This is a genomic window from Ruegeria sp. BG11, assembly GCF_056538565.1.
Genome location: NZ_JBQFTH010000002.1, coordinates 224,791 through 247,264 on the forward strand (window position 1 = coordinate 224,791; position 22,474 = coordinate 247,264).

A 22,474-nucleotide genomic window follows, 5' to 3' on the forward strand; every position below is an offset into this window, starting at 1 on the left:
ATTCGTTCCTATTTACTATGACTCTGAGTACCCCCCGGCACCTTCGCCAAAAACTCCAAGTCCCCGCAATCCCAACCGTCCTCAAACGCTTGGTTCAACCGCCGCTTCTCATCATCTGACTTAGAGCAAGGGTGAACCAGCCCGACAACACTTTGATACATGTGCCGCGCTCTACTCTTCTCGTCGCGGTAGAAGAACTGCATGCGACCATCAACGGCATTGAAGAGGATACCAGATTGCATGTTGGCATTTTGGCTCTGTGGTCTTTTGTTCAGTTCCTTGTTGGCTTGGTCAAACAGGTCTGGGCCAAGGATCGACAAGGCGTCGTCTGGCAGTGTGTCCAAAGGGGCCCTGATAGACTCGCTGAATGTTGTTATGGGTTCGGTGCGAGGATGGGTCTCTGCGGTGGCTTGAGGAGGCTGTGAGTCCACTTAGGGACTCTGAAAATACCTCTCAGCTACAGTTTGATTCTTCATGGTTTACCTTGATTAGTTGAATACAAATCGGGGAGACAGTCTTTCCCAACCGAAGTAGATGTGGGGCGACAATAGTGGTGGCTCGCAGCTCGGCTGTGCGGACGAAGCCAACCCCAGTCGTCACATAGCAAACAACATCTTCTGCGAATTGCCGGCATTCGGGTAACACGTCACGAGTTGCCGTAGAAAGCGATCAATTCTTCACAATAGGGAACATTTGCTTCCGGAAATCCGTTAGCAATTAGGTGCTTTTTAAACTCGCGAGCAGAAGGACCAGAAGCATTTTCGGTCTTCCAGCTATGATACATATGAAGTATCTCAAACGATCCAATAAATTTAGGCATTAAGTAGCGATCTATGGCGCTCGCGGAGTTCGAAAGAACACTTAAGTATTCTAGAAGTTTGGGCTGAGATATCTTTCCGGACGCACGATCCTGCAAATCTGAAGGTTCAGGTACAACAAGTGACCGACCGAAGCCGTGGGCGAACTGATTACGGAGTTCTCTCATCTTTTCAAGCTTTGAGACCGGAAACATTTGGGAGGTACTTGTAGCGCCAAAAATGCGCCTAAAGTTGGCTTCTCTTTTGCTCCAAGAATCTCGAGTGAGCAATTTCTGATCGGCTTCGTAGTCGATCTCTACACCGCGTTTCAGTAGTGCGATGCCATCAAGTTCGCCGGCCGCTCCGAATCGGCAAAGAGGATCTGACATTAATGCGGTTCGACAAATCCTACTCATGTACGCTTCGTGAAAGGCCACTGCCGAGACAAGGGCGGACAGGCGAAGCCAGTTTCCAAGTGCATCGTTGGCCGTCAACCACTCGCCAACTGTTTTCGGAACCCGTGAAACGTCGGGCCCACCGGCTTGGAAAATGGCTGCTGTCGAAGTCCCGGGATTAGATTTTTCGGCCTGTCTCGCATGAAAACGAGCATTTTCTGTCATTACGACGAACGACCAAAAATGCTCGTTTATCTCCGTCTGACGGTCATTGAATTCATTAATGGCGACACTTCGAGATCGAAGCGGAACAGATCTATCAAATTTCAAACTTGTACCCTCTCGCACCAAGGCTGGCGCGCAACCAATAGCCAACGCTGATTTTATTCGCTAGTTCATCGAACGGTAGGATTGCCGGTTGTCCTGCATATTTTCGTCTTTTCCGCTGCATCGGTGACATTGGGCTCGAACCAGTCCGTAGATGCGGCTGACTCAAACGGTCGCTTTGGGCCGAGTGAAGGGGCAGGGCATTCTACTGATGAACTAAGCTCAAGTAAGAGACACTGCGCCGGTTTCCAGGTTGCGAAGAGGCTCACTGGCGTTCCATTTGACGTAGACTTGAAGCGCTTGAACCGTCGAAACACCCATTAAGCGCAAGAATCTTAAGGTGTTGAATTCAATGGGAGACGGGTTTCAATAATTTGGTCCCAATATTTACGTACTCCGACAAGTTTTGTCGGATTACATTAATGGCGAGACTGCGGTTCCAACAAAATTAGCTACTTAGGGTCTTGATTTTTTGAGACTCCAGAATCCGCAATTTTCCAATCGAACAATAGAAAACAGTCCGACACTCAACGCGCAGAGAAGGACTGGTTCGACCCCAATGTCACCGATGCTTCATACCACACAAATGTCGGCTAGACGGACAAAGCCGCCGTGTCTTGCCTCCGTATAACTGTACTTAAGTTGGCTTTGCTTCGGAGGTGGTCTTTATGGCGCGGAAACAGTATTAGGACGAGGATACTCACCATGAAATCACATATTTCCGCGCTTATCTGGCAGTGAGAGGGTAAACGTGTAAGCCAGGCCAACTTTACCGGTATTTTTGTCGGGCAGCAGTCTAACCCGATAGTCCAAATTGTGTCGCAATACCAAGCTTTGAATTTGGTCGGAAATTCCTTGGGATGGCCATTCGCCTAGGAATTCGCGCAAGTCTCGCATGTCGACTTTCTTCTTCAGCCGTATTGTCTCGCGGAGAAAAGCTTTTAGCTCTTCGTCCGGTTTGACTTTTTGAATATCCAGCCGCGATCTTCCGTTTGCATCAACGAGGCAGTAACCAATTCCGTATTGGCCAAAGATGCTTTCCGCAGCTTCGGCCTTTGCCAAAACATACTTGTCCGCCAGCATAGTTGGTGCTTTTATCTCAACTGCTATTGTAAGGTCATCTTCGGTCTTAATTAGCAAGTCGACGTAGTATTTTCGTACTGTTCCATTGTAAACAAACTGAATTTCGACCGGCTGCTCAGCAAATTCAGTGACGATGCTACTTCGGTCCAATGCTTTAATGAATTTCCTCTCTCCTCGGCTCTCCCATTGGACGAAACGACCAAGAGTCTTCGAATATAGTTCCCGCGCTCCTTCACATGATCGAAGCCTTGGCAACTCTTTCAGAGAAATACCTTCTGCTGCAAATGTTCCGGAGAAAGAAGACTTTGCCAGTACGGCCGCAACATATCTGTTGGCGGCTTCCTGTTGACTTTCAATTTTCTTGTTCGAAGCAATATGTTGCTTTTGCTGCCTTTGCATTTCTGTCTGCACTTGGCGAAACGTAGCTTCAAACAGGTCGATTTTACTTGAGGTGAGGCCATCAATTCGTCCCATTGCAGTCAGAACAAAAGTTGCAAACTTATTTGTAACTCTACTAGCAATCATCTCCTGCATCAGCGTCCGGTAAAACTGATTGACTGCTTGATCCTCGTTTCGAAGCCGATATTCATTTAGCACGCCGAAGGTCAAAGATTTTCTAGCCTTAACTCTCGTCTTGAGCAGGAGCTGTCCTTTCTCCTCAATCTGTCTAACCCGTTCACGTGTTATCCCATAAGTTTCGCCGAGATCTTGAAGAGTTGCCAGTTCGTAGAAGGTGTTTCCCGGCGAGAGTCGCGACGTCACGATATGCGCATTCCTGTGTTTCGTTGACGCAGCCTTGCTTGAGTAAATGTCTTTGATATCGTGCTCGACCGCCACCCATATCCTTTCAATCAAATTCGGGTGGTCTTTAATAATATCATCAAGTTTGTTTTGATCTATTGTTTTCAGAGGCTTAGTAGATCCAGATAGTTTGGCCCTCGAAGTGCCGCTATGGGCATGTTGCGAAGGGTGCTTTCGCTTCTCACTGTAAGGCTGAATGGGAGGCGGTGGTGTTGTCGGCTTGGCCCTGGGAGTGTCGCTATGGGCAAGTTGTGCAGGGTTCTTTCTCTTACGACTGTAAGGCTGAAAGGGAGGCGGAGGTGTTATCAGCTCTGAACTTCTATCACTGCGAAGCCCCAGCCGAACTTGGCGCGATTTTATACCGCCTAAAGAACGTTGATGTTCATGGCAGATGTCTGCAATCGGCAAACCTGAAACTGTAAGATCATACAGTTTCTTATCCTCTTCAGTAGACCAGCTCTGTCCTTGTCGCTTGTATCGAGTTTCCATAATACCAAGTATCTAGCCTATCAGCTTGAAGTTCCGCAATTTTCGAACCAAGCATACCTCACTACCTAGTTGGCCCGGAATATGGCCGTAACTCCAACTGCCTCTCCAGTTGCAGAGCGTCTGTTCTGGGCTCAGAGCGGACATTTGACTGAAACGCTCTGAGCCCACGCACCAACTGGACTATGCTTCTACGTCTACTGGAAAGTCTAAATTTTCATCCGGCAGCTGGCTGGCATAGGAAGTCGTCGGAACCCTAGGGTCAATCGGCTGTACATTATGTTCCTTCATCAATTTAGCCGCGGTTGAAAGGTCGGTGCCGGTGGCGGTACTTTCCTTGATTTTTGCGATCAATTTCCGAACGAGCAACCCATTGAGTTCTTCGAGTTCACGTTGGGTTGCGTTCTTGATGCTGTCGGTTTCCATGAGATCAGGCATAGGGTTCCCAAAGATGATCGAAGGCTTCAATGGCTTGCTCTCGGGTCAACTGACCAATCGCGGCTTTGAACCAGATGTTTCGAACCGTTGCTTGCTGGTCGCGCGTTCCTTCTTCGGCAAGGCCTACTAGAAAGTCGATGCGATCCGTGCCAAGGCCATCGCCGGTTTCGAGATATTCGCTCATTACCTGACCGCCAACTTCTTGCATCTCAGAATAGGTCTTTTGGTAGCCCTGTTCTGAAACACCCATCTTTTCGTTCAGGAACGCTAGTCCTTGTTCACTGAGTTGCCCGTTGTTGGCGATATCCTGTCCGATGGAGTTCAAAGCTGCCTCACTGTTTTCCCCGAACGCGACCTTGAACTGATCCTGTAGAACTCGGGTTTCCAGCGGTCGGCAATCAACGGCCTCAGGCTCCGGGGTGTTCTCTGAGTCTGCTGCGAAGTCCACTTGGGGTGACGTGAATTCAGACCCGCTGATCAACCCAAGCGATTGAGCCATCTCGTATGTGACCTCCATTCCGTTGATCATCAAGAGGTCGGTGGGTTGATACTCACCCCCAGCGTGGACACGCATTCCATTGCGGTAAACAATATCGGAGTTGTTATTGGCCTTCGCATCAGGGATATGCGCCGAGGCTGTGTTAAAGTGCCCTTTGGCACGAGCGTCAGCGGTTACATCCCGAGCGGTGGCAACTAACTCATTTGTGTCACTGATGTTCGCATTCATAGCGGCTGCAACTGTCGCTGGTTTAGCGTTTTCGATTGTCATTTTGTAATGTCTTTCTGTGAATTTGTAAGTGGGAGGCCAAGAGCCTCATGTGCCTTTTCAAGAAGGCGATGGTCGGAACACCACGCTTTGCCCATTGCGTGATCGACAGCATCATTGAGTTCCTTGCCAATGGCTCGGACAATGGGTCCGGCCTTGTATGGGTTAAGTGTGACCTTGGTGGTCACCTGTTCTGTGATAGGTCGAGGAAGATTCTGGATGGGATCATCCGAGACAAACCAAGGCTTATTCCAGCGGATGATTTTCTCTTCCGTTTTGGGCTTTGTGAACCCCGAGTTGGCCAGTACGAACTTACCGGTCCATGTGTTTACAAATTGGTTCCGTGCGTTGACTGCCCCGCCTTTGCCGTTTGGCATCTGCCAGAGGAACTCCGACCAAAGACGACACGCTATGTATCTGACCATTGCATCTGAGAGTGAGTTCTTCTCCCGGTGGACGTAGTTGGAGAGGATCACCCAGGCCTTGGCCTTTTGGGTGTACCCCATATCGCCTTCTAGCCGAAAGAACGGAAGAGCAAAGGCAGGGTTGTGCATAATGGTGCGCTGGGCTGAACCCCAAGCTGACTTGAAGGATCGCTTGGCAAAGTCGGTGGTGAGATAGTCATTTTCGAGCCAAGCCTTGATTGCGCCTTCGATGGAGCGGAGTTCACCTTGGGTCGGCAATCGTCCTGTGGGGTGACCGTATCTACGGTTCCGTTGATAGTGACCACGGCAATAGCATGAGACACCACGCCTAGGTTTGTCACAACCCGGCACTGTACACGTCTTGGTTTGGTTCTCTTTTTGATAGGCTAAGCGCCTTTGCCTGAGAGCCGCTCTCGATGCCTCGCTCCGTTCCCCTGCCGGGATCGCGGACAAAGGTAGTTTAACCATCGCCAGCGATTTTCTCTTTCACGAAGGTCGAGATGTAGAGCTTGCCATCACGGACATCCTTAGGTTCCTGGCGCGTACTAATCGTAACCCCAATTTTAGCCAAGGCTTTACGTGCGTCTGAGCCTAGAGGATAGAGATAAAGTCTGGCGTATCGCCGCCATGTGGAACTAGGGACCCCGAGTTCAGAACTCACGATAAACGGATGGTATTCACCATCGGGCTTGTTGTTGAAGTATTCGCAAAGTGCTTGTGTTTTTACTTTGGTATTCATGGCAATTGATCTGCTTTGGTCGTTCGCTCGATCATCCTTTCCAGTTGACCGACATAGAAGATTACTTCGTTGAAATGGGTGAGGATGATGGTCAGATAGTCGGTCATCTTAAGCGCACTGATCAGCCTTAAGCTTCCACCTATCGTCGTAAAGGAACGAGAGGTAATTCATGGCCGTTTCAGCCAACAACTGAGAGTCGAACTCCAGGTTCCAAGGCTCCCCCTCTGGCGGCTGAAATTCCAGCCTGTAGAGGCCTTCTGTGGACTCAGAGATGGAACCTGAGGAACGACAAAAAGAATGGGAAATGCTGTTTTCGGAGTTCTGCTTTGGCGTTGTTGCTCTCAAGTTTGATGGTCGATTGTCCCAACTGATACGGTTGATGTGGTCGATCATCTTGGGAGGTGTTTCGCCAAAGTAGAGCAACCAAATTAGCCGATGCATCAAGACCAGAGTGTCGCCTCTGTTCGGGAGTGTTATTCTTACAGTTACCCGAGGATCGGCTTGGGTCGCTTTGCGACCAACTTTCTTACCAACCCATTGACCATTGAAACTGAGTTGGTGTCGCTCACTCTTGAAGTGGCTTCTGGGGCGTTCTTTCCAGTATAGGATACCCTTCTCAATCTCCGACGTATCAAACATCTGATGCAAAAACAGAAGGTTTTGAGGGGTAAGTATTTGTTGGGTCTTTGTCATTTTTTTCCTTTGTGTGTGAAATTGAAAAGCCCCGCCGATTGGGCGAGGCTGTTAGTTCTCTCTTATTAAGGGTGTCGACGCTTTTCTGTCCCGATAGGAAGCCGCGACCATCATCGACAGGTTCTTTCTCAAAGATCTCGCCGGTGGGTGGATCAGGAACCAATCCGCGAACCACCTGGACAACTGTCGAGCCCCAAGGTGACCACAACGTGTACCTGTTAGCCGCTTGAGAAATAGTACAGTAGGACCGGGGTTGCTTGCGGTAGAAGAGGCGTCGATCTGTGGGGTCTGGCCTAACAAGATGCGGTGTAGTGAGAATATCTCGAACGAGTGGGCAGTGGCCGCTACGAGCGAGTTGAACAATAGTTTCGATGTAACCTAGTCGTTTGCAAGGGGGCATCGTGTAGAGGGTCTCAGCCATGCGTAGAGCGAGGTCTAACTTCTCCGCTTGCTGCCTTGCTTTACCAGCGCTGTTAGCTGCATTGGCTGGAAGTCGACTGCGTTCTTTGCGTTTGCTAGCGGTCTTGCGGCACCGAGAGGAACAATAGGTTTTGTTTCGACGGTACTTGAAGAGCGCCCCGCAAACTGGGCAAATGGTGTGTGAAGGTAAAGGGCTTTCGCCGTCAACCAAAGGTTCAATTATTGCATTCATGTGCTTAGAATTTCTCGAGAATTAGAAGCGGTAGACTTTCAGTTCACCGGGATTGCCTTGGGTTAGGCCGAGAGTTTCGACGTGGGCTTGGACCTGAGCGGCGCTTCTGGCTCGCATGGTTATCAGTCGGTCAAACTTTGTGTCGCCCGTGATAGGATCGACGGATTTGAAACTGGCTTCGTAAATGGACATGGGTAAGCCTCCAAAGAATTGGCGTTCAAAGAAAATGTATTTGGGAGATGGTTGCGAATGGCTCGCAAGAAGTGGATTGAGTACCGTTCAGTAAAAACCAAAGAACACCCAAGCAATCTCAGGGGAGATAAAATGGGTGTTTTTTCACGTGTACTCCATATGCAGCTTTATTATCCGGTATCGGAGAGAACCGTGCCTGTACTCCATATGGAAAGTTTAGTAGCCGAGAGCGATGATGAGGCATGTCTGGTCCATACGAGGGGTTTTTCACTATACGGTAGGTTTGTTCTCCTTATGAGGGGTAAATTCCCATAAATCCGTACACCTGTCCGACTGTATTCAATGTAACCTACTGTTATTCCAAGATTCACTTCGAGCAACGATACCCGAAGCAGTGATCATCAGGCGTATTTCCACACTAACTGAGCATCGGGTTCTCCTAAACCGTCTCACAGTGGATCGAAGGTTGACGGTTGGTTGACCGAGAGGACAGTTCGTTGGGCGGTGAGTGTATTGTAGGGGTACCGGGGGTAGACGGGAGCGGACCTACCAATAATACCCTCACAGATTTTTCAAAATTTTCGGAACCTAACTCTTAAACTCACCCTACGAAGGGATTCAAAGAGAGCTGCATCCACACGCGACGAGAGACAAGATTGAATTAAGCACAGCTAAAACCATCCTGGGTTGACGCCACTTCCTAAGAGGAAAATAGTGCTTTCGATTGTACGAGGAACTTACCGTGAATTCAGAGAAATTTTCTAGGATCGCAGAATCACTACGACAGTATCGGCGAGCGGAACTCAAAGACTTCGAAGATGATTTAAAGGGCAACGCGGTTGACAAACTGTATGTGGACCCACTGCCCAACAACGCTGTGCTAAAAACCGTTCTCTCGAGTAGTACGACTTTTGTTCTAGGGAGAAAAGGTACTGGCAAAAGTACAGTATTTGCTAAGGCCCAATCCGAACTCCGGAACTCTAGAGACGTAATTTCCTGCTACTTGGATGTCAAAAGTCTGTACGACCTGACCAAGCCAGCCGAAATTGCAGCAGCGCAAAGCGAGATTGATATTGACGCGGGGATTTGTCGAACGCATCTACTGAGAAAGGCATTTCTAGGATCCGTAATCTCAGAAATGCTCAAGGAACTGCGAAAATCCAGCGATGAAATGTCAATTTGGGACAGATGGATAGGCAGGAAAAGGACAATTGAGGACCTTGAGCAAAAGTTGTTGGACTTGGAAGGGCAAGTGAAGGAGTCCAATCTCACTGATCAAGAACTGCCTATTTTGCGAACTATTCAACAGAATTTGGCCTCTCAGAAGCAAAGAGAGAAAGGACAGGAGGCGAGTGTTGGAGTAGGTGTTGAATTAAATGCGCTCGATCCAAAACTTACTGCGAACGCAAACCTGTCAGATTTTGAGAAAACTCTCAGCGATAATGAAACTTACCGTGAGTATTCTTCGGTAGTGCTCAGCACTTTTCCATTTGAAGAGATCATCAATGAAGTAAAAGACCTACTAAAAGAAAGCGCGTTGAAACGTTTGGTGGTGTTCTTTGATGACTTTTCTGAACTTAGTTATTTGGACCAAAGACTATTTGTAGATGTTGTTTTGGCGCCTCTCAATAATTCGAGCAACGAAACCATTAAACTTAAGATAGCGGGTTATCCAGGCAGGACCTATTATGGTGGCATCGACCCCACAAAGATCGACACTATCCACTTGGACTTCTCAGAGCTTTATGAAGCATCCGAAGTTCAGACAATGGAGCAATCAGCGGTCGACTATACGACTCGCCTTCTGGATACAAGGTTTCGAGCTTTCGGTGAAAAGATAGAAGACTACTTCGATAGTAGCGCGCCACTAGAAAGCCACATGAAGCTCATGTTTCAATGCACCTTCAACGTGCCTCGTCTAATGGGAGCCCTTCTACACACCTGTTTCCTTGATAGGATCTCAAAGGGACAGTCAATTACCCAAGCTTCGATACGGCTCGCGGCTAGAAAGTACTACGATTCGACCATTGCCAAGTACTTTGATGTCTTGAACCGTTTTGCACTAGAGCCATTTGACAACAAACTTGATCGTCATAATCAAAAGAAACTTCTGGAGCACGTTGTTCGGGAACTCAGAGAAACTCGCAACAAAATTTCAGAAGGGACAGTCGGTGGAACATACTTCTCTGAGTTGTCCAACCCGCCCGTAAGTCATTTTCTCGTCTCACCGTCGGTAGTCGGGATGTTTGACGCCCTTGAAGCCAACTTCTTAGTTTCACGCTACAAGTCGACTAGAGACAAGGATGGCAAACCAGTATTTGTCTTGGCAGTTTATTATGGACTAACAGAGTTAGAGCGAATCTCTTGGGGATACCCTGCGGGAAGAGAATATCGAAATTACTTTGTACAAAGGTGTTTCGATCTCACTGCGTCTATTCATCGTTTTATCTCGAGCAAGAAGACAATACGTTGTGAACAATGCAAAACCTCCTTTCCGCTTGAACAACAAGGCAGCTTCGAGATGTACAAATGGAGGTGCCCTGAATGCGTTGAAGGGACTTGTTCAGTTGTGAACCTTGCCGATGATTTATCCGAGGAAGTGGCTCAAATTAGCGATGATATTAGACTGGAGCCAGTCGAACTTGAAATCTTAAATACCCTTCACAAAGAAGGTCGAAAGATGGCCGCTGGCGAAATCTCATCCCTAATAGACGTCACCTACCAATTGGTGGGACGTCGAACTTCAAAACTCCAAGACAAGGGACTCGTAAACAAATCCGGACGATCGGATCCAAGTCAGCGCGTCAAAAGTGAGATCCTTAGAAAAGCAGAAGAGATTTACTTTAAATAGTGAGCGAAGCTTCTCCCTGTCTTTCCGCACTACCGTAGTTGACAGGGAGAATTGCTATGGTTTTCTTTCAAATTTGACCACTTTTTGCTTTCAAAACATGGTCGCTGTGGAGAGTTAATAATTTGAAAATAGACAATTTTCAGCCGCGGCATTCTTTCGATTCCTCTGCATTCTCTCAAAGAACCCCTGACGCCCCTTGAGTACCGCAAAGCCCTTTGAACCGTTGTCCATCCACGCTTCTGTGGCTTGTTCAAAGGCGCGTGGCACTACTTCTTTTCTTGGGTATCGATTTCCTCCCGTTGCAATCCGGGTACCTTACACATCCGAAGAAGCTCCCCCACTTGCCTTTTCGCTCAACGAGCCAACCATCAAAACACTTTGGGCAACCAGAAAACACTGCTCCGCAACTGCAAACAAACTTGCGAGGATTGATCTTGTCCTGGATGGGTACGTCTTTTCCACACTCTCCACATGGTCGAAGAGTTTCCCCGCATAACTTCCGATGCTCGCACTGGAAATAGGAAAGGCCTTTCGTCGAAGTCTGCAACAACATCCTACCGCCGCAGGCTTTGCATTTTCGGTGAGCTACCTCTGCGTCGCTTAGCTCGACGGCTTGGTATTCCGGGTTCTCAAGTAGCTCTCGCGCGAATACTGATGGTCGTTGACGGTCTGCCAAAACCGTGACTGTTTTTCTCGCTCTAGTAAGGGCGACATAGAACAAACGTCTTTCTTCTGCGTGATCGAACTCTTCTGGTTTTGGGAGGACTAGGTCCAACAATGGATCATCAACAATCTCTGACGGAAATCCCATTTTGTCAGACACAGCATTCAGGACAACAACATGATCCGCCTCCAGACCTTTGGAGCGATGAACCGTCATGAACTTGAGCGAAAGTTTGGGATATCGCTTCTGCATTTGTGGGAAACCATCTGGTTTTAAGAAGTTATAGCGTCCAAGCAAAAGTACGGACGTCTTGTCGCCTTCCGACTTCGAGGCGATTCCCTTTAACACGAACTCTAGAGCCTCGTCTTCTTGGCCCCAACCAAAATGCTCTACCATAATTGCAGGTGACTCTGACGTGCCAGCAGGGACTACTTGCTTTGTGATTTGAGAAGGGTTTTGGAGTACAAACGCTCGTGCTGGCAAGGCAATCTTGTCTACGCTTCGAAAGGTTCGACCCAAATCCACTGAGCTGTGTATTCCGTGCTTACCAGCGAACACTCCACCAAACTCTTCGCCAAATTCTCGCATCAGGTGAATGTCCGAACCAGTAAAACGATAGATCGATTGCCAATCGTCGCCCACGGCGAATATTCGAGCATCCTCATGTTGTGCTTTGAGGGCCTTGAGAAGTCTCGCTCTGCCTTCTGAAATGTCTTGGAATTCATCTACCAGAAGATGACGATATGGGCTTTTGTATCGACCAGCCTCCACATGTTTAGTCGCCCGTAAGATCATATCTTCAAAGTCGATCCTGTCAGCCAGCCTTGCTTCATAAGCTTCCAGCAGTGGTTCAAAGATTTTCAGAAAAGCGTGACTGCGAGCTTTGTCTCGTGACCTTTCTCCGCGAGCCCGACACTCCTCCGCTGTAGTACCCGAACTTTTAAAGTGCCGGAGAAACGTCCCCAATGTTTGTGTAAATGCGTCGACCTGGCCCATCTCGGTCAACTGATCAAAAACCTTTTCTGGTGGAAGTGGATTCGGCGTGACGTGAGGAGTGAGTTTCTCCTCAAGGGCCTCAGTCAAACGTCCTTCTACACGTTCGTAGCTATATGTTTCGACAAGTGTAGTCTCATACTTTTGGTGAACCTGCCTCTTCCAATCCATGCCCTCGAGATATGCCTTGCAGTTGACGTTTGGGGCGGTAGTGAGTGTGTTTTCTCCAGTAGTGCTGGTAGACTTTCGGACCCCGAAGTGTTCAATGTAAACACCGCTTTCGGTGAGTCGAAAATCCGGTGTATATGCGGTCCGATTGTTCTCTTCGACATGATGTTCGTAACTTGGCTCGTATTCGTAAGCGATCCCGTTCAAGTATAGCCAATTGGCAATTTCCCACTCTTCGAAACTTCTGACCAATTCGCCTTGAAAGGTGCGAAGCTCATGCGCTTCTACATATTGATAATACTCATCTTTAGTCTTAAAATCCCACTCACTCTTGTATGGCCAGTAGAACTCTGAGAACCATTTTAACAAAGAAGATCCCAGGTCCGACTGTGGAATGATATCGTTCACTAGTATGTCTCGAAGAAGCGCTTGGAATTGTTTGTCGTCGCTCGCGTGAGCCGCCAACGCAGGATTTCCGCTTTCTACTTCACGAATGATTTTGTTGCCGAGAGCGTGAAAGGTCGTTGCATCGACTTTGGCGCCTGACCTTTCTTCAATTCGCGTCGCCATCTCAGTGGCCGCATCCTTTCCAAAAGCCATGAGAAGGATTTCCTCGGGCTTTCGGACTTGGCGATCAATAAGATAGGCAGCTTTTGCTACAATAACGCTAGTTTTCCCTGAACCAGCCCCAGCTAAAACAATCGTTGCATCCTCGTCAGTTGACACTGCAAGGCGTTGTTCTGGTGTGAGTGGGTTAGACTCGATTGTATCGAAGAAGGATTTCATAGCTTCTAGGTCACTGTTGAGAAACAGCTCTATTGCGGAAGCACGAAGCGCTTCAGGTGCCCTTCTAAATTCAGCTATTTGATCAAGCTTGTTTTGCTGCTCCGTAGGCAGGACGTTCGGGGGAATAGACTCCGGTAACTTTTCAAGTAACTTTTGGGCTCTTGTTAGGAAGGGTTCTAGAAGGCACCCCGAGGGGTAACGTTTTGGGTTCCGCAGACGTTCAACTACAGCGGCAAGAGCGTTAATCTCTTCGTTGTGCTCATCGATTTGTTGAGTAAAGTGTCTACGCCAAGCTGCGTCTGCTTTCGACACAAAACCAGCCGCTTGTGCTGAGTTAAACCCGACAGCCATTAAGTCCGTGCTGCCTTTCCGGGGAACCCTAATGGCGATTAGTCCGAATTTCTTTGTAAGCTGCAATGGACCTGAGAGCTTTTCAAAACTCAGTTGGTGTACTTTGCTTGCACCCAATTCTATCCCGTAAACACTCAATGCGATTGAGTGACCGGTTTGGCCAAAAACACGTAGAAGAGCCCCAAGCCATGGGCTTCTCCTAATTTCATGCTTGCTCAAAGTGCTCATTCCAATACGACGTTTGCTACTAATTCTGCTCTGGGAACCTACAAAGGAATACGTTAACCGTTAGGACCAAAGCATTCATCAATCAAATTAAAGGTATTTTGACCAGCCTTGGAGGCGACTGACCCCACAAACAGAAGAGGACCAGCGAGAAGCTGGCCCAAGGTTCTACTGGCAGAAGTTTAGGTGGCCAGAGCGTCCAACTCTGCGTCCATAGCGTGCTTCTCACCAGCCACTTCCTCATCAGCATGAAGTTCATCTATGAGACGCTTCCTGACTCTGTCTCGGTCATACAGGTTGTTCAGTCCCGAGCTTGTTCCGAGTTCAAGACCCGCAATCAAGTCAGCAATTTGTTTGATCCACCAACATTAAGTAGCTGAACATGACTCGCTCATAGATGGCCTGAGGTGCCGAAAGAAACCCCGCACTTTTCATTCCAACTTCCTTTTCTACCTACTCGATTGATTTCTTTTTTTTTGCTTCAAATCGAACCAAGGGTGACACAAGGCTTCCTCCGAGTTCCGCAAAAAGCGCCTTGAACGTCGTCAGGATCACGTCATCTAGCTCGGCCCTCTTGGCGTAGACGCTGATACCAATGTCGTCTTTGTTGGAGTGACCTACAGCTAGGTTTCGCGCCTCTCTCGCAACCCCAGCGTTGACCAGGGCAGATACGGCGGTGCGACGAAACGAGTGCATGTCCCATTTGGAGTTTTCGCCCTTAAGGCTCTTTCTCGCCTTTTCCAAGGCTTTACCGAGGTAGTGGCTGGGCCGCTTGTCGTAGCCGCCTAGAGTGATCCGAGGGAACAACCGCCCTTTGTTCTCTGGGCAGGACGGTTCGACTATTGCGGCTTGCTTGATTGCCGCTCTTAGCAATTCGCAATCTTCATCACCAACAATCATCACAGTCCGCTTCCCTGCTTCAGTCTTAGCCTCTGGGATGTGGATGCTGATGTATTCGCCTCGGTCCTCTATGTCGGTCAGATAGCGCCCACAGATTTCATTGAGGCGGCATCCGGTAACCCAAAGCAATCGCACTGTGACGAACATTTCGAATTGGTATTTTAGAGACGAGTTGCCAGCAATGTAAGCGAGAAGGCGCTCTGCTTCGTCTCGGGACACTGGTCGTAGTTTCTTTTCTCTTGGGTCAATCTTCTTTTTCTGCCCCGCAACACGCCTCAGAAGCGACGAAAAGGGATTGCGAACATCGGGATCAACCAACCCCCAGTGATCTAGAACACGCCAGTAGGAGGCGAGACAGCATTGATAGGACTGCAATGAACGAGCCGAAAGTATCTCGCCAGTTCTTTCTGACGGTGTGACTTTGAGATGCTCCATGAATGACAGAGCCAACGCCCTGTTGATTTCAGTGACCTCAATATTGCCAGCGAAGGCTTCAAAGCCCTCAAGGTGTTGCCGATATCTCGCCTTGGTGGACTCTTTGATGCCATCAGCCTCTCTCAACCACCGATGTGCTGTGCCTTTGACGGTCGTCCTTTCTTGAATGGTCAGTTTGGCAACCTGTTTGACGATGGGTTCGGGCGTCGAACCTTCTCCAATCGACGCCAGAATCTCAGGCAAGACCTCCTTCCGCCTGACCAAAGCCTCAGCCAAGTCCTGCGTTCCGAGACCCCGCACGATCTCTTTCTTACCGATGATAGCTTGGTATTCGTGGGGTACTGCGACTCTGACTGCGTATCCCTTACCTCTCTTAAAGAGGCCCTTTGGCACCCGTACATCCATCTCAAAAGGCTCCATTTGTCGTTGCATTCGACGAAGAAACCTGTTGAAAATCAAGTACTTGGTGCGGTCGAGAAGACTCGAACTTCCACGGGAGTTACCCCACAGCGACCTCAACGCTGCGCGTCTACCAATTCCGCCACGACCGCACTGCCAATGACTTGGTAGCGCGGCGTATAGACCCTTGGAACCCGGATGTGAAGAGGCAAAAGCGCGTTGGTTTAAATTCAGTACCGGCATTCATATCTTTAACAGCCAACCGCCTTGTAGGAGCCCCCAATGACCACCCCGGATACCCGCCCCGTTGTTCAGATTGATGTTGTCTCTGATGTCGTATGCCCTTGGTGTATCGTAGGCTTCAAACAGCTTGATCAGGCGTTGCAGCAGCAAAACGTACTCGCGCGGCTCAGGTGGCATCCGTTCGAACTGAACCCGCAGATGTCAGCCGAAGGGCAGAACCTGCGCGAACACATCATGGAGAAATACGGCAGCACCGCCGAACAAAGTGCACAGGCGCGCGAGAGGCTGACCTCGATTGGGGCAGAGCTTGGCTTTGCTTTCAATTTCACTGACGACAGCCGCATGGTGAATACGTTCCAGGCGCATCAGTTGTTGGACTGGGCCGAGGGGCAGGGGCGGCAGCATCCCCTGAAGCTTGCGCTTTTCGAAGCATATTTCACGGATCAAAAGGATGTTTCTGACATCGATGTACTGGCAGACGCGGCTGAGGCGGCCGGGTTGGACCCGCAAGCCGCGCGTGCGATTTTGGCATCCGGGGATCATCAGGCCCCGGTGCGGGAGAAACAGCAATTCTGGGCCAGTCGCGGGATTTCTGGCGTGCCTTCGATGGTGTTCGCCGGGAAATACCTGACCACAGGAGCGCAAGGAGTCGAGACATACGCCAATGTCCTCAAGCAATGTCTGGAAGAGGCCGCGTGACCTCTTTCCCCCAACCGACCGGCACGGTATGAGGCAAGTATGGAATGGAAGATCTCAGACGGACTGACCGACTACCAAGAGGCCGTCGCCTTTATGGAGGCGCGCGTAGAGGCCATTGCCGCAGACGAGGCCGAGGAATGCGTCTGGCTGCTGGAACACCCACCCCTTTACACGGCGGGTACGTCTGCGCGGCTCGAGGATCTAACCGACCCTGACCGGTTCCCTGTCTATGAAAGCAAGCGTGGCGGGGAATACACCTATCACGGCCCCGGCCAGCGCGTCGCCTATGTCATGCTCGACCTGAACAAGCGAGGCCGTGATGTGCGCCTGTTTGTAAAGCAGCTCGAGACCTGGGTGATCGCCGCATTGGATGAGTTCAACGTCAAAGGCGAGATTCGCGACGGGCGCGTTGGCGTGTGGGTGCAACGAGACGACAAACCGCTGACGATCACCGGACAACCTGCGGAAGACAAGATCGCCGCCATCGGTCTGCGCCTGCGCAAATGGGTTAGCTTTCACGGCATCTCAATCAATGTCGAGCCTGAGCTGGACCATTTCTCGGGCATTGTACCCTGCGGCATTCGGGAGCACGGTATGACATCGCTGGTTGACTTGGGGTTGCCGGTGACCATGGCAGATGTGGATACTGCCCTACAAAAGACTTTTGCGGAAGTCTTCGAACAAGCCGACGCCTAGGGTTGCAGAACTATCTCTTGCCGCAGTTTCGCAGTGGTTTTGTCGAAGATCAGGATTCGGTCGTCGTCGGTGACGACTGCGTACCAGTTGTTCCCAATCGTCACAGCCTTTGCTTTTGCGCCATCCGGCAGTTCGATCTGATCGGGCAGGGTCGGGGTTCGGTCCGATAGCCGGATGACAATCAGTGCGAATGTCACTAGAACCCCGCCAATCATCACCGCGGTCAGTAGCATGACCATGCGCCGAAGCAGCCTCAGCTGCGGCGTTTCCTGCGGTTCTTCTTGGGGTTCGGAAGGGACAGTCATGGGCACCCGACAGGTTGAGTTTCAGATTGCAGCCGCTCCGCCGCCTCGCCTTGATAAGGCGCTTTCGCGGGATGTTCCAGCCGAGGAAAACCTGTCACGCACCCGTCTGGCGCGTTTGATCGAAGAGGGCTCGGTTTTGGTCGAGGGCGCTGAGGTGCGCGATCCAAAGGCCAAGGTGGCGGAAGGCGCCACGGTGGTCATCACGGTTGCAGAGGCCGAAGACAGCCATATCGGCCCCGAGGATATCCCGCTGGACGTGGTCTTCGAAGATGACGACCTGATTGTGGTGAACAAACCTGCGGGGATGGTCGTGCATCCTGCGCCAGGTTCGCCGAGTGGAACGCTCGTGAATGCGCTGCTTCATCATTGCGGGGCAGACTTGTCCGGGGTTGGCGGGATTAAACGACCTGGCATTGTCCACCGTATCGACAAGGAAACCAGTGGGCTACTTGTGGTCGCCAAGTCGGATGCAGCTCACCACGGGCTTGCGGCGCAATTCGAGGCGCATAGTGTCGAGCGTTACTACCGAGCGGTTTGCTACGGCGTGCCGTATGCCAATGACCCGCGCTTGCGGGGTGTCAAAGGCGTCAGTTTCGAGCCGGGCAATATCATGCGCCTGACCACTCAGCTTGCTCGACACAAAACCGACCGTCAGAAACAGGCGGTTCTGTTTCACGGAGGACGGCACGCGGTGACGCGGGCGCGTGTGGTCGAAACATTTGGTGCCCCGGCGGGGCTGGCACTGATCGAATGCTGGCTGGAAACAGGGCGCACCCATCAGATTCGCGTGCACATGGCCCACGCAGGTCATGGTCTGGTTGGCGATCCGGTCTATGGTGGCAAACGTAAATTGGCGGCCAAAGCGTTCAGTGCGGCAACCTCTGAGGCCGTGCGCGCCTTTCCGCGTCAGGCGTTGCATGCCGCCGTTTTGGGCTTTGAACACCCGGTAACCGGCGAAAACCTTCGATTTGAAGCGGATCTGCCGCATGACATGCAGGACCTGATTGAAACGCTTCGGACCCCTCTGTCATAATATGCAAACTCCTGTGAGTAAGAGTTTCTTAGCTTTCCTTTACCCAAGCTTAATTTCAAACTGTTAACGATACCTCTTGAAAGGGATGGGTTCCTTACCCATATCGTATGTTAAAGAGCTAAACATTTGTCGGAGGGACATCAAAATGGCAAATTACGCAAATCTCCCCGCGCCGACGCCTGAGGGCGGCCTGAACCGCTATATGCAGGAAATTCGCAAGTTTCCCCTGCTGGAGCCGGAAGAAGAATACATGCTGGCCAAGCGCTGGGTCGAAGAGCAGGACACCGAGTCCGCTCATAAAATGGTCACGTCGCATCTGCGTCTGGCGGCCAAGATTGCCATGGGCTATCGCGGCTACGGTCTGCCGCAGGCCGAGGTTATTTCCGAGGCCAATGTCGGCCTTATGCAGGCGGTCAAACGGTTCGACCCGGAAAAAGGCTTCCGTCTGGCGACCTATGCAATGTGGTGGATTCGCGCCTCGATCCAGGAATATATCCTGCGGTCTTGGTCGCTGGTGAAGCTGGGCACAACCTCGGCGCAGAAAAAGCTGTTCTTCAACCTGCGCAAGGCCAAGGCGCGCATCGGTGCGTTGGAAGAGGGCGATCTGCGTCCTGAGAACGTCACTAAGATCGCCAATGATCTTGGCGTGACCGAGGAAGAGGTCATCAGCATGAACCGCCGCATGTCGGGCGGCGATGCCTCGCTAAACGCGACCGTCGGGTCCGAAGGCGAAGGCACCATGCAGTGGCAGGACTGGCTTGAGGATGAAGACGCCGATCAGGCGGGCGACTACGAAGCCCGTGATGAGCTGGACGCCCGGCGTGAGCTGCTGGCAGCCTCCCTTGAGGTGCTGAATGATCGCGAAAAGGACATCCTCACCCAGCGCCGCCTAATGGATCAGCCGGTGACTTTGGAAGAGCTCAGCACGCAATACAATGTGAGCCGCGAGCGCATCCGTCAGATCGAAGTCCGCGCGTTTGAGAAGTTGCAAAAGAAAATGCGCGATCTGGCCCGCGAGAAGGGCATGTTAGCGACCCGCTGATACAGTGAATACATCGGCCCGCACATAGCGCGGGCCGATGCTCCTACGACTATGCGAAGATAAAGTCTTCTTCCGACAATTGGTGCGCCCGAACGCCCGCGAGGGTAATGCTGCCACCATCATCGAATTCGATTTCCGTACGGAAGAAGCGACCAGAGATGTCATCCTCGATATCTTCGAAGCTGGTGATCCCGTCATATCCCGTCAGGTCGATTTTGTCCTGACCGGCGCGGAACCCGAAAATCCAATCATCTCCGTCGCCTTCTTCGTAGACGAACGTGTCCGGCCCGCGACCACCGAATAGTTTGTCGTTGCCGGCACCACCATCGACCAGGTCGGCACCGCGCCCACTGAAGATTTTATCGTTGCCTTCATCGCCGCGCAAAATGTCAGCGCCGCGTCCACCGAAGATTACGTCGTTGCCTGCGCCACCAAGAGCTACATCGTCACCCGAGCCGGCGCGTATGACATCTTTGCCGCCCCCGCCATGGATGAAGTCCTGACCACGTCCTGTGAAAATGAACTCATCGGTGTCATCCCCCAGCACGAAATCGGTGTTTTTCTGCGATAGAATGCTGGTTACAGACACAGGCAGCAACACACCGTCCAATTCATGGATGACACCGTTGGAAGCAATCGTGTCGAAGGCAACTAGTCCAGGGTCTTCGATGCCATCATCTGCATCTCCGAGACTTGGTGGCGTGCTTTCGAGATTCAACTCCAGCGTTCCGCCCTGAACGGTAGGGATCTCTGCGCCATCGCCCAGACCCGCGACCTGTTCCAGCGTGAAAGCGTCACCCACGACATGGTATGTCAAAATCTGGGTTAGCAACGGTATGGGATCGCCACCGCCCAGTAATGTCAGCGCCTTGACGATGTAACTGAGCGACCCGGCCTCGTCTGCGCCGGTGTATCCCAACTGTTGCGCCAGACCGATGAACGCCGAGTCTCGTGGTGCGAACAGGGTCAACATAGCGTCGGGGTTATTCAGAGCATCGCCCAGATCAGCTGCCAGTACGGCCTCTCTCAGAATATCGAAATCTTCTGAATTCTTGTCGAACTCTCCCGGAGCGCCGCTTTCAAGGACCAAACCGGTTATCGTTTGTGTGTCGTCGGACGACCCCGTGCCATCCATTTCAATCTCAGTCTGAATATCTTTCATATCTTTGCATCTCCCACCCTGTTAATTGCCCTGGGTTGGATGTCTGTCAGAAACAACCACAAACCGCGCAGAGCGATGTAAAGGGCTACGGAGCGTAGTCGGATACGGATCACTGAATATGAAAGCTTTTTGCTCTTCGATCTGAGTTTTGGGAGTGTTTGACGTTGGAAAATGTCGGCTAGACGGCGGTTTGCGCATGAAAGTTAATGTTTTCAGAAACAACGTATGTGGTCAGGGAGAAGTTGATTGAAAAGAGGGGAAGTGGCAATTTCAAGACAGAGTTGCCCTTACTATTTGTATCCAAGAAGTCGCGGTTTTTAGCTGGGGAAAAGACTGGCGAGATTGTGGCTGTCTGTTAGGTTGCACGGGTTAAGATCTAAATATGCGATCTGATATCGGGCCGGAATACTAGAGGGGAAAACGATGCAAAAACCTGTTCAATTCGGTGTCCTTGGCGCGGCCAAGTTCGCGCGCCAGTATATGGCCCCGGCGATCCACGCGGCGAATGGGGCGCGTTTGGCCGGGCTAGCGACCTCGGACGCGGCCAAGGCCGAACCATTTCAGGCCTTCTGCCCCGATCTGACCGTCTATGACAGCTACGACGCGCTGCTGGATGATCCCGAGATCGAGGCCGTCTATATCCCTCTGCCAAATCACATGCATGTCGAATGGAGCCTGAGGGCGCTTGACGCGGGCAAACACGTGCTGTGCGAAAAACCGATGACGATGCAGGCGGCAGAGTTCGATGCGTTGATCGAAAAGCGCGATCAGACAGGTTTGCTGGCGGCTGAGGCCTATATGATCGTGCATCACCCTCAGTGGCAGTTCGTGCAGAAACTCATCGCGGATGGCGCCATTGGCAAGCTGGTCCATGTGACAGGCGCGTTCAGTTTCGACAATCGTGAGGAAACCACGAACATTCGCAATCGTGCAGAGACCGGCGGGGGCGGGTTGCGGGATATCGGGGTGTATGTCATCGGCGGCGCGCGGTTCGTCACCGGTCAGGAGCCGTCTGCAGTTCAGTCCGCGATCCGGTGGCAGGACGACATCGACACGTTCACCGAAATTCGCGCGCAATTCCCGGGCTTTACCTATTCGGCCTATGTATCGATTCGGATGCACCCGCATCAAGAGATGGTGTTTCACGGCGAGGGCGGTGTTATCCGCCTGACAGCCCCGTTCAACGCGCGCGTGTTCGGCGAGGCGCGCGTCGAGCTGCATCGACCGGGGCTTGAGGTTCAGGTGACCCGGTTCCCAGGCGACGATCACTACAAACTGCAGGTTGAAGCCTTCTGCCGTTCGGTCCGCGACGGGGCGGCCTATCCTTGCCCGCTGGAGTTTTCGCGTGGGACGCAAGAGATGATTGATCGCGTGTTCGCGGATGCCATTCCCCTCTGACTTGCCAGTAGTCGCCCGGCGCGCGTATTCTGTGCTGCATCCACAAAAGGAGAGGTGTCATGGCCGGAGGTTGGGCCCGCGATGGTGCGGTCAGCGAACAGATCGAGGTGTCAATTTCCGACGAACTGGCACGTATGCAGGCGCAAAAGCGACCGGTCGGTGAAAGCCTGACCCATTGCGCGGAATGTGAGGAACCCATTCCCGAGAAACGCCGACAAGCACTGCCCGGCGTCAAGCTTTGTCTGGACTGTCAGCAGGAGAGAGACGGGACATATCAACAGCGGTCAGGCATTAACCGGCGCGGATCAAAAGACAGCCAGTTGAAGTAGG

The 22,474-nt window shown here is 51.3% G+C and carries 20 protein-coding genes, 1 tRNA gene and 1 pseudogene; 7 read left to right on the forward strand and 15 right to left on the reverse strand.

What is annotated here, in order from left to right; all coding sequences use genetic code 11:
• Nucleotides 1-8: 8 nt before the first annotated feature.
• The 9 genes from ACR0JF_RS05275 to ACR0JF_RS05315 form a co-directional block, all read right to left on the reverse strand.
• A complete protein-coding gene (locus ACR0JF_RS05275) occupies nt 9-320 on the reverse strand; it encodes a hypothetical protein (RefSeq protein ID WP_480610681.1) in 312 nt (103 codons plus the stop codon).
• A gap of 326 nt (nt 321-646) precedes the next feature.
• The gene (locus ACR0JF_RS05280; protein ID WP_480610678.1) at nt 647-1,522 is read right to left on the reverse strand and encodes a hypothetical protein; all 876 of its coding nucleotides are present in this window, start codon (nt 1,520-1,522) and stop codon (nt 647-649) included.
• 708 nt (nt 1,523-2,230) lie between these two features.
• Nucleotides 2,231-3,892 carry a Tn7 transposase TnsA N-terminal domain-containing protein gene (locus tag ACR0JF_RS05285; protein WP_480610675.1) on the reverse strand — a complete coding sequence of 554 codons (1,662 nt, stop codon included), beginning with the start codon at nt 3,890-3,892 and terminating at the stop codon, nt 2,231-2,233.
• Nucleotides 3,893-4,072: 180 nt separating this feature from the next.
• A complete protein-coding gene (locus tag ACR0JF_RS05290; RefSeq protein ID WP_480610672.1) occupies nt 4,073-4,327 on the reverse strand; it encodes a hypothetical protein in 255 nt (84 codons plus the stop codon).
• The gene (locus tag ACR0JF_RS05295; protein ID WP_480610670.1) at nt 4,320-5,096 is read right to left on the reverse strand and encodes a hypothetical protein; all 777 of its coding nucleotides are present in this window, start codon (nt 5,094-5,096) and stop codon (nt 4,320-4,322) included. The genes ACR0JF_RS05290 and ACR0JF_RS05295 overlap by 8 nt, the downstream gene beginning before the upstream one ends.
• Nucleotides 5,093-5,776 carry a hypothetical protein gene (locus tag ACR0JF_RS05300; protein ID WP_480610667.1) on the reverse strand — a complete coding sequence of 228 codons (684 nt, stop codon included), beginning with the start codon at nt 5,774-5,776 and terminating at the stop codon, nt 5,093-5,095. The genes ACR0JF_RS05295 and ACR0JF_RS05300 overlap by 4 nt, the downstream gene beginning before the upstream one ends.
• A gap of 202 nt (nt 5,777-5,978) precedes the next feature.
• Nucleotides 5,979-6,257, reverse strand: coding sequence for a hypothetical protein (locus tag ACR0JF_RS05305; protein WP_480610664.1), 279 nt, complete (start codon nt 6,255-6,257; stop codon nt 5,979-5,981).
• A gap of 108 nt (nt 6,258-6,365) precedes the next feature.
• Complete coding sequence (locus ACR0JF_RS05310) at nt 6,366-6,950, reverse strand: HNH endonuclease signature motif containing protein (protein WP_480610661.1); 585 nt, start codon at nt 6,948-6,950, stop codon at nt 6,366-6,368.
• 673 nt (nt 6,951-7,623) lie between these two features.
• Nucleotides 7,624-7,794: a hypothetical protein gene (locus ACR0JF_RS05315; RefSeq protein ID WP_480668939.1), complete on the reverse strand. Its 171-nt coding sequence runs from the start codon at nt 7,792-7,794 to the stop codon at nt 7,624-7,626.
• 742 nt (nt 7,795-8,536) lie between these two features.
• On the opposite strand from ACR0JF_RS05315, the gene ACR0JF_RS05320 reads away from it, so the two are divergent.
• A complete protein-coding gene (locus tag ACR0JF_RS05320) occupies nt 8,537-10,645 on the forward strand; it encodes a hypothetical protein (protein ID WP_480610655.1) in 2,109 nt (702 codons plus the stop codon).
• A gap of 250 nt (nt 10,646-10,895) precedes the next feature.
• Here the strand turns inward: ACR0JF_RS05320 and ACR0JF_RS05325 are convergent, their stop codons facing one another.
• The 4 genes and pseudogenes from ACR0JF_RS05325 to ACR0JF_RS05340 all read right to left on the reverse strand — a co-directional run bounded on the left by ACR0JF_RS05325 (nt 10,896) and on the right by ACR0JF_RS05340 (nt 15,718).
• Entirely contained in the window at nt 10,896-13,835 is a 2,940-nt protein-coding gene (locus ACR0JF_RS05325; RefSeq protein WP_480610652.1) for a UvrD-helicase domain-containing protein, read from the reverse strand.
• 450 nt (nt 13,836-14,285) lie between these two features.
• Nucleotides 14,286-15,410, reverse strand: coding sequence for a tyrosine-type recombinase/integrase (locus ACR0JF_RS05330; protein ID WP_480668969.1), 1,125 nt, complete (start codon nt 15,408-15,410; stop codon nt 14,286-14,288).
• A gap of 12 nt (nt 15,411-15,422) precedes the next feature.
• A pseudogene (locus ACR0JF_RS05335) lies at nt 15,423-15,599 on the reverse strand (DUF6538 domain-containing protein); the annotation flags it as partial.
• A 32-nt stretch (nt 15,600-15,631) separates the two neighbouring features.
• Nucleotides 15,632-15,718, reverse strand: a tRNA-Leu gene (locus tag ACR0JF_RS05340).
• Nucleotides 15,719-15,848: 130 nt separating this feature from the next.
• On the opposite strand from ACR0JF_RS05340, the gene ACR0JF_RS05345 reads away from it, so the two are divergent.
• Nucleotides 15,849-16,508, forward strand: a complete 660-nt coding sequence (locus ACR0JF_RS05345; protein ID WP_170660426.1) for a DsbA family oxidoreductase — start codon at nt 15,849-15,851, stop codon at nt 16,506-16,508.
• A 39-nt stretch (nt 16,509-16,547) separates the two neighbouring features.
• Nucleotides 16,548-17,204, forward strand: a complete 657-nt coding sequence (gene lipB, locus ACR0JF_RS05350; protein ID WP_170660425.1) for a lipoyl(octanoyl) transferase LipB — start codon at nt 16,548-16,550, stop codon at nt 17,202-17,204.
• Here the strand turns inward: lipB and ACR0JF_RS05355 are convergent.
• Entirely contained in the window at nt 17,201-17,509 is a 309-nt protein-coding gene (locus ACR0JF_RS05355) for a DUF6476 family protein (protein ID WP_170660424.1), read from the reverse strand. The genes lipB and ACR0JF_RS05355 overlap by 4 nt on opposite strands.
• On the opposite strand from ACR0JF_RS05355, the gene ACR0JF_RS05360 reads away from it, so the two are divergent.
• Together ACR0JF_RS05360 and rpoH are read left to right on the forward strand one after the other, a co-directional pair.
• Entirely contained in the window at nt 17,508-18,542 is a 1,035-nt protein-coding gene (locus tag ACR0JF_RS05360; RefSeq protein WP_170660423.1) for an RluA family pseudouridine synthase, read from the forward strand. The two genes, ACR0JF_RS05355 and ACR0JF_RS05360, sit on opposite strands and share 2 nt — an antisense overlap.
• Before the next feature lie 145 nt (nt 18,543-18,687).
• Entirely contained in the window at nt 18,688-19,584 is an 897-nt protein-coding gene (gene rpoH, locus ACR0JF_RS05365; protein WP_170660422.1) for an RNA polymerase sigma factor RpoH, read from the forward strand.
• A 49-nt stretch (nt 19,585-19,633) separates the two neighbouring features.
• Here the strand turns inward: rpoH and ACR0JF_RS05370 are convergent, their stop codons facing one another.
• Nucleotides 19,634-20,746 (reverse strand): fasciclin domain-containing protein, encoded by a 1,113-nt coding sequence (locus tag ACR0JF_RS05370; protein WP_170660421.1) that lies wholly within the window; start codon nt 20,744-20,746, stop codon nt 19,634-19,636.
• Nucleotides 20,747-21,169: 423 nt separating this feature from the next.
• Here ACR0JF_RS05370 and ACR0JF_RS05375 point away from each other — a divergent pair, with 423 nt between their 5' ends.
• Nucleotides 21,170-22,144, forward strand: coding sequence for a Gfo/Idh/MocA family protein (locus ACR0JF_RS05375; protein WP_170660420.1), 975 nt, complete (start codon nt 21,170-21,172; stop codon nt 22,142-22,144).
• Between the two features lie 59 nt (nt 22,145-22,203).
• On the forward strand, nt 22,204-22,473 hold the full coding sequence (locus tag ACR0JF_RS05380; protein WP_170660419.1) for a DksA/TraR family C4-type zinc finger protein: 270 nt from the start codon (nt 22,204-22,206) through the stop codon (nt 22,471-22,473).
• The last annotated feature ends 1 nt before the right edge of the window (nt 22,474 follow it).

Coding starts and splice junctions, on each gene's coding strand:
- ACR0JF_RS05370 (WP_170660421.1), bottom strand. CDS start 20,746: ATGAAAGATATTCAGACTGAGATTGAAATGGATGGCACGGGGTCGTCC.
- lipB (WP_170660425.1), top strand. CDS start 16,548: ATGGAATGGAAGATCTCAGACGGACTGACCGACTACCAAGAGGCCGTC.
- ACR0JF_RS05285 (WP_480610675.1), bottom strand. CDS start 3,892: ATGGAAACTCGATACAAGCGACAAGGACAGAGCTGGTCTACTGAAGAG.
- ACR0JF_RS05305 (WP_480610664.1), bottom strand. CDS start 6,257: ATGAATACCAAAGTAAAAACACAAGCACTTTGCGAATACTTCAACAAC.
- ACR0JF_RS05380 (WP_170660419.1), top strand. CDS start 22,204: ATGGCCGGAGGTTGGGCCCGCGATGGTGCGGTCAGCGAACAGATCGAG.
- ACR0JF_RS05375 (WP_170660420.1), top strand. CDS start 21,170: ATGCAAAAACCTGTTCAATTCGGTGTCCTTGGCGCGGCCAAGTTCGCG.
- ACR0JF_RS05325 (WP_480610652.1), bottom strand. CDS start 13,835: ATGAGCACTTTGAGCAAGCATGAAATTAGGAGAAGCCCATGGCTTGGG.
- ACR0JF_RS05345 (WP_170660426.1), top strand. CDS start 15,849: ATGACCACCCCGGATACCCGCCCCGTTGTTCAGATTGATGTTGTCTCT.
- ACR0JF_RS05355 (WP_170660424.1), bottom strand. CDS start 17,509: ATGACTGTCCCTTCCGAACCCCAAGAAGAACCGCAGGAAACGCCGCAG.
- rpoH (WP_170660422.1), top strand. CDS start 18,688: ATGGCAAATTACGCAAATCTCCCCGCGCCGACGCCTGAGGGCGGCCTG.
- ACR0JF_RS05310 (WP_480610661.1), bottom strand. CDS start 6,950: ATGACAAAGACCCAACAAATACTTACCCCTCAAAACCTTCTGTTTTTG.
- ACR0JF_RS05290 (WP_480610672.1), bottom strand. CDS start 4,327: ATGCCTGATCTCATGGAAACCGACAGCATCAAGAACGCAACCCAACGT.
- ACR0JF_RS05360 (WP_170660423.1), top strand. CDS start 17,508: ATGGGCACCCGACAGGTTGAGTTTCAGATTGCAGCCGCTCCGCCGCCT.
- ACR0JF_RS05315 (WP_480668939.1), bottom strand. CDS start 7,794: ATGTCCATTTACGAAGCCAGTTTCAAATCCGTCGATCCTATCACGGGC.
- ACR0JF_RS05295 (WP_480610670.1), bottom strand. CDS start 5,096: ATGACAATCGAAAACGCTAAACCAGCGACAGTTGCAGCCGCTATGAAT.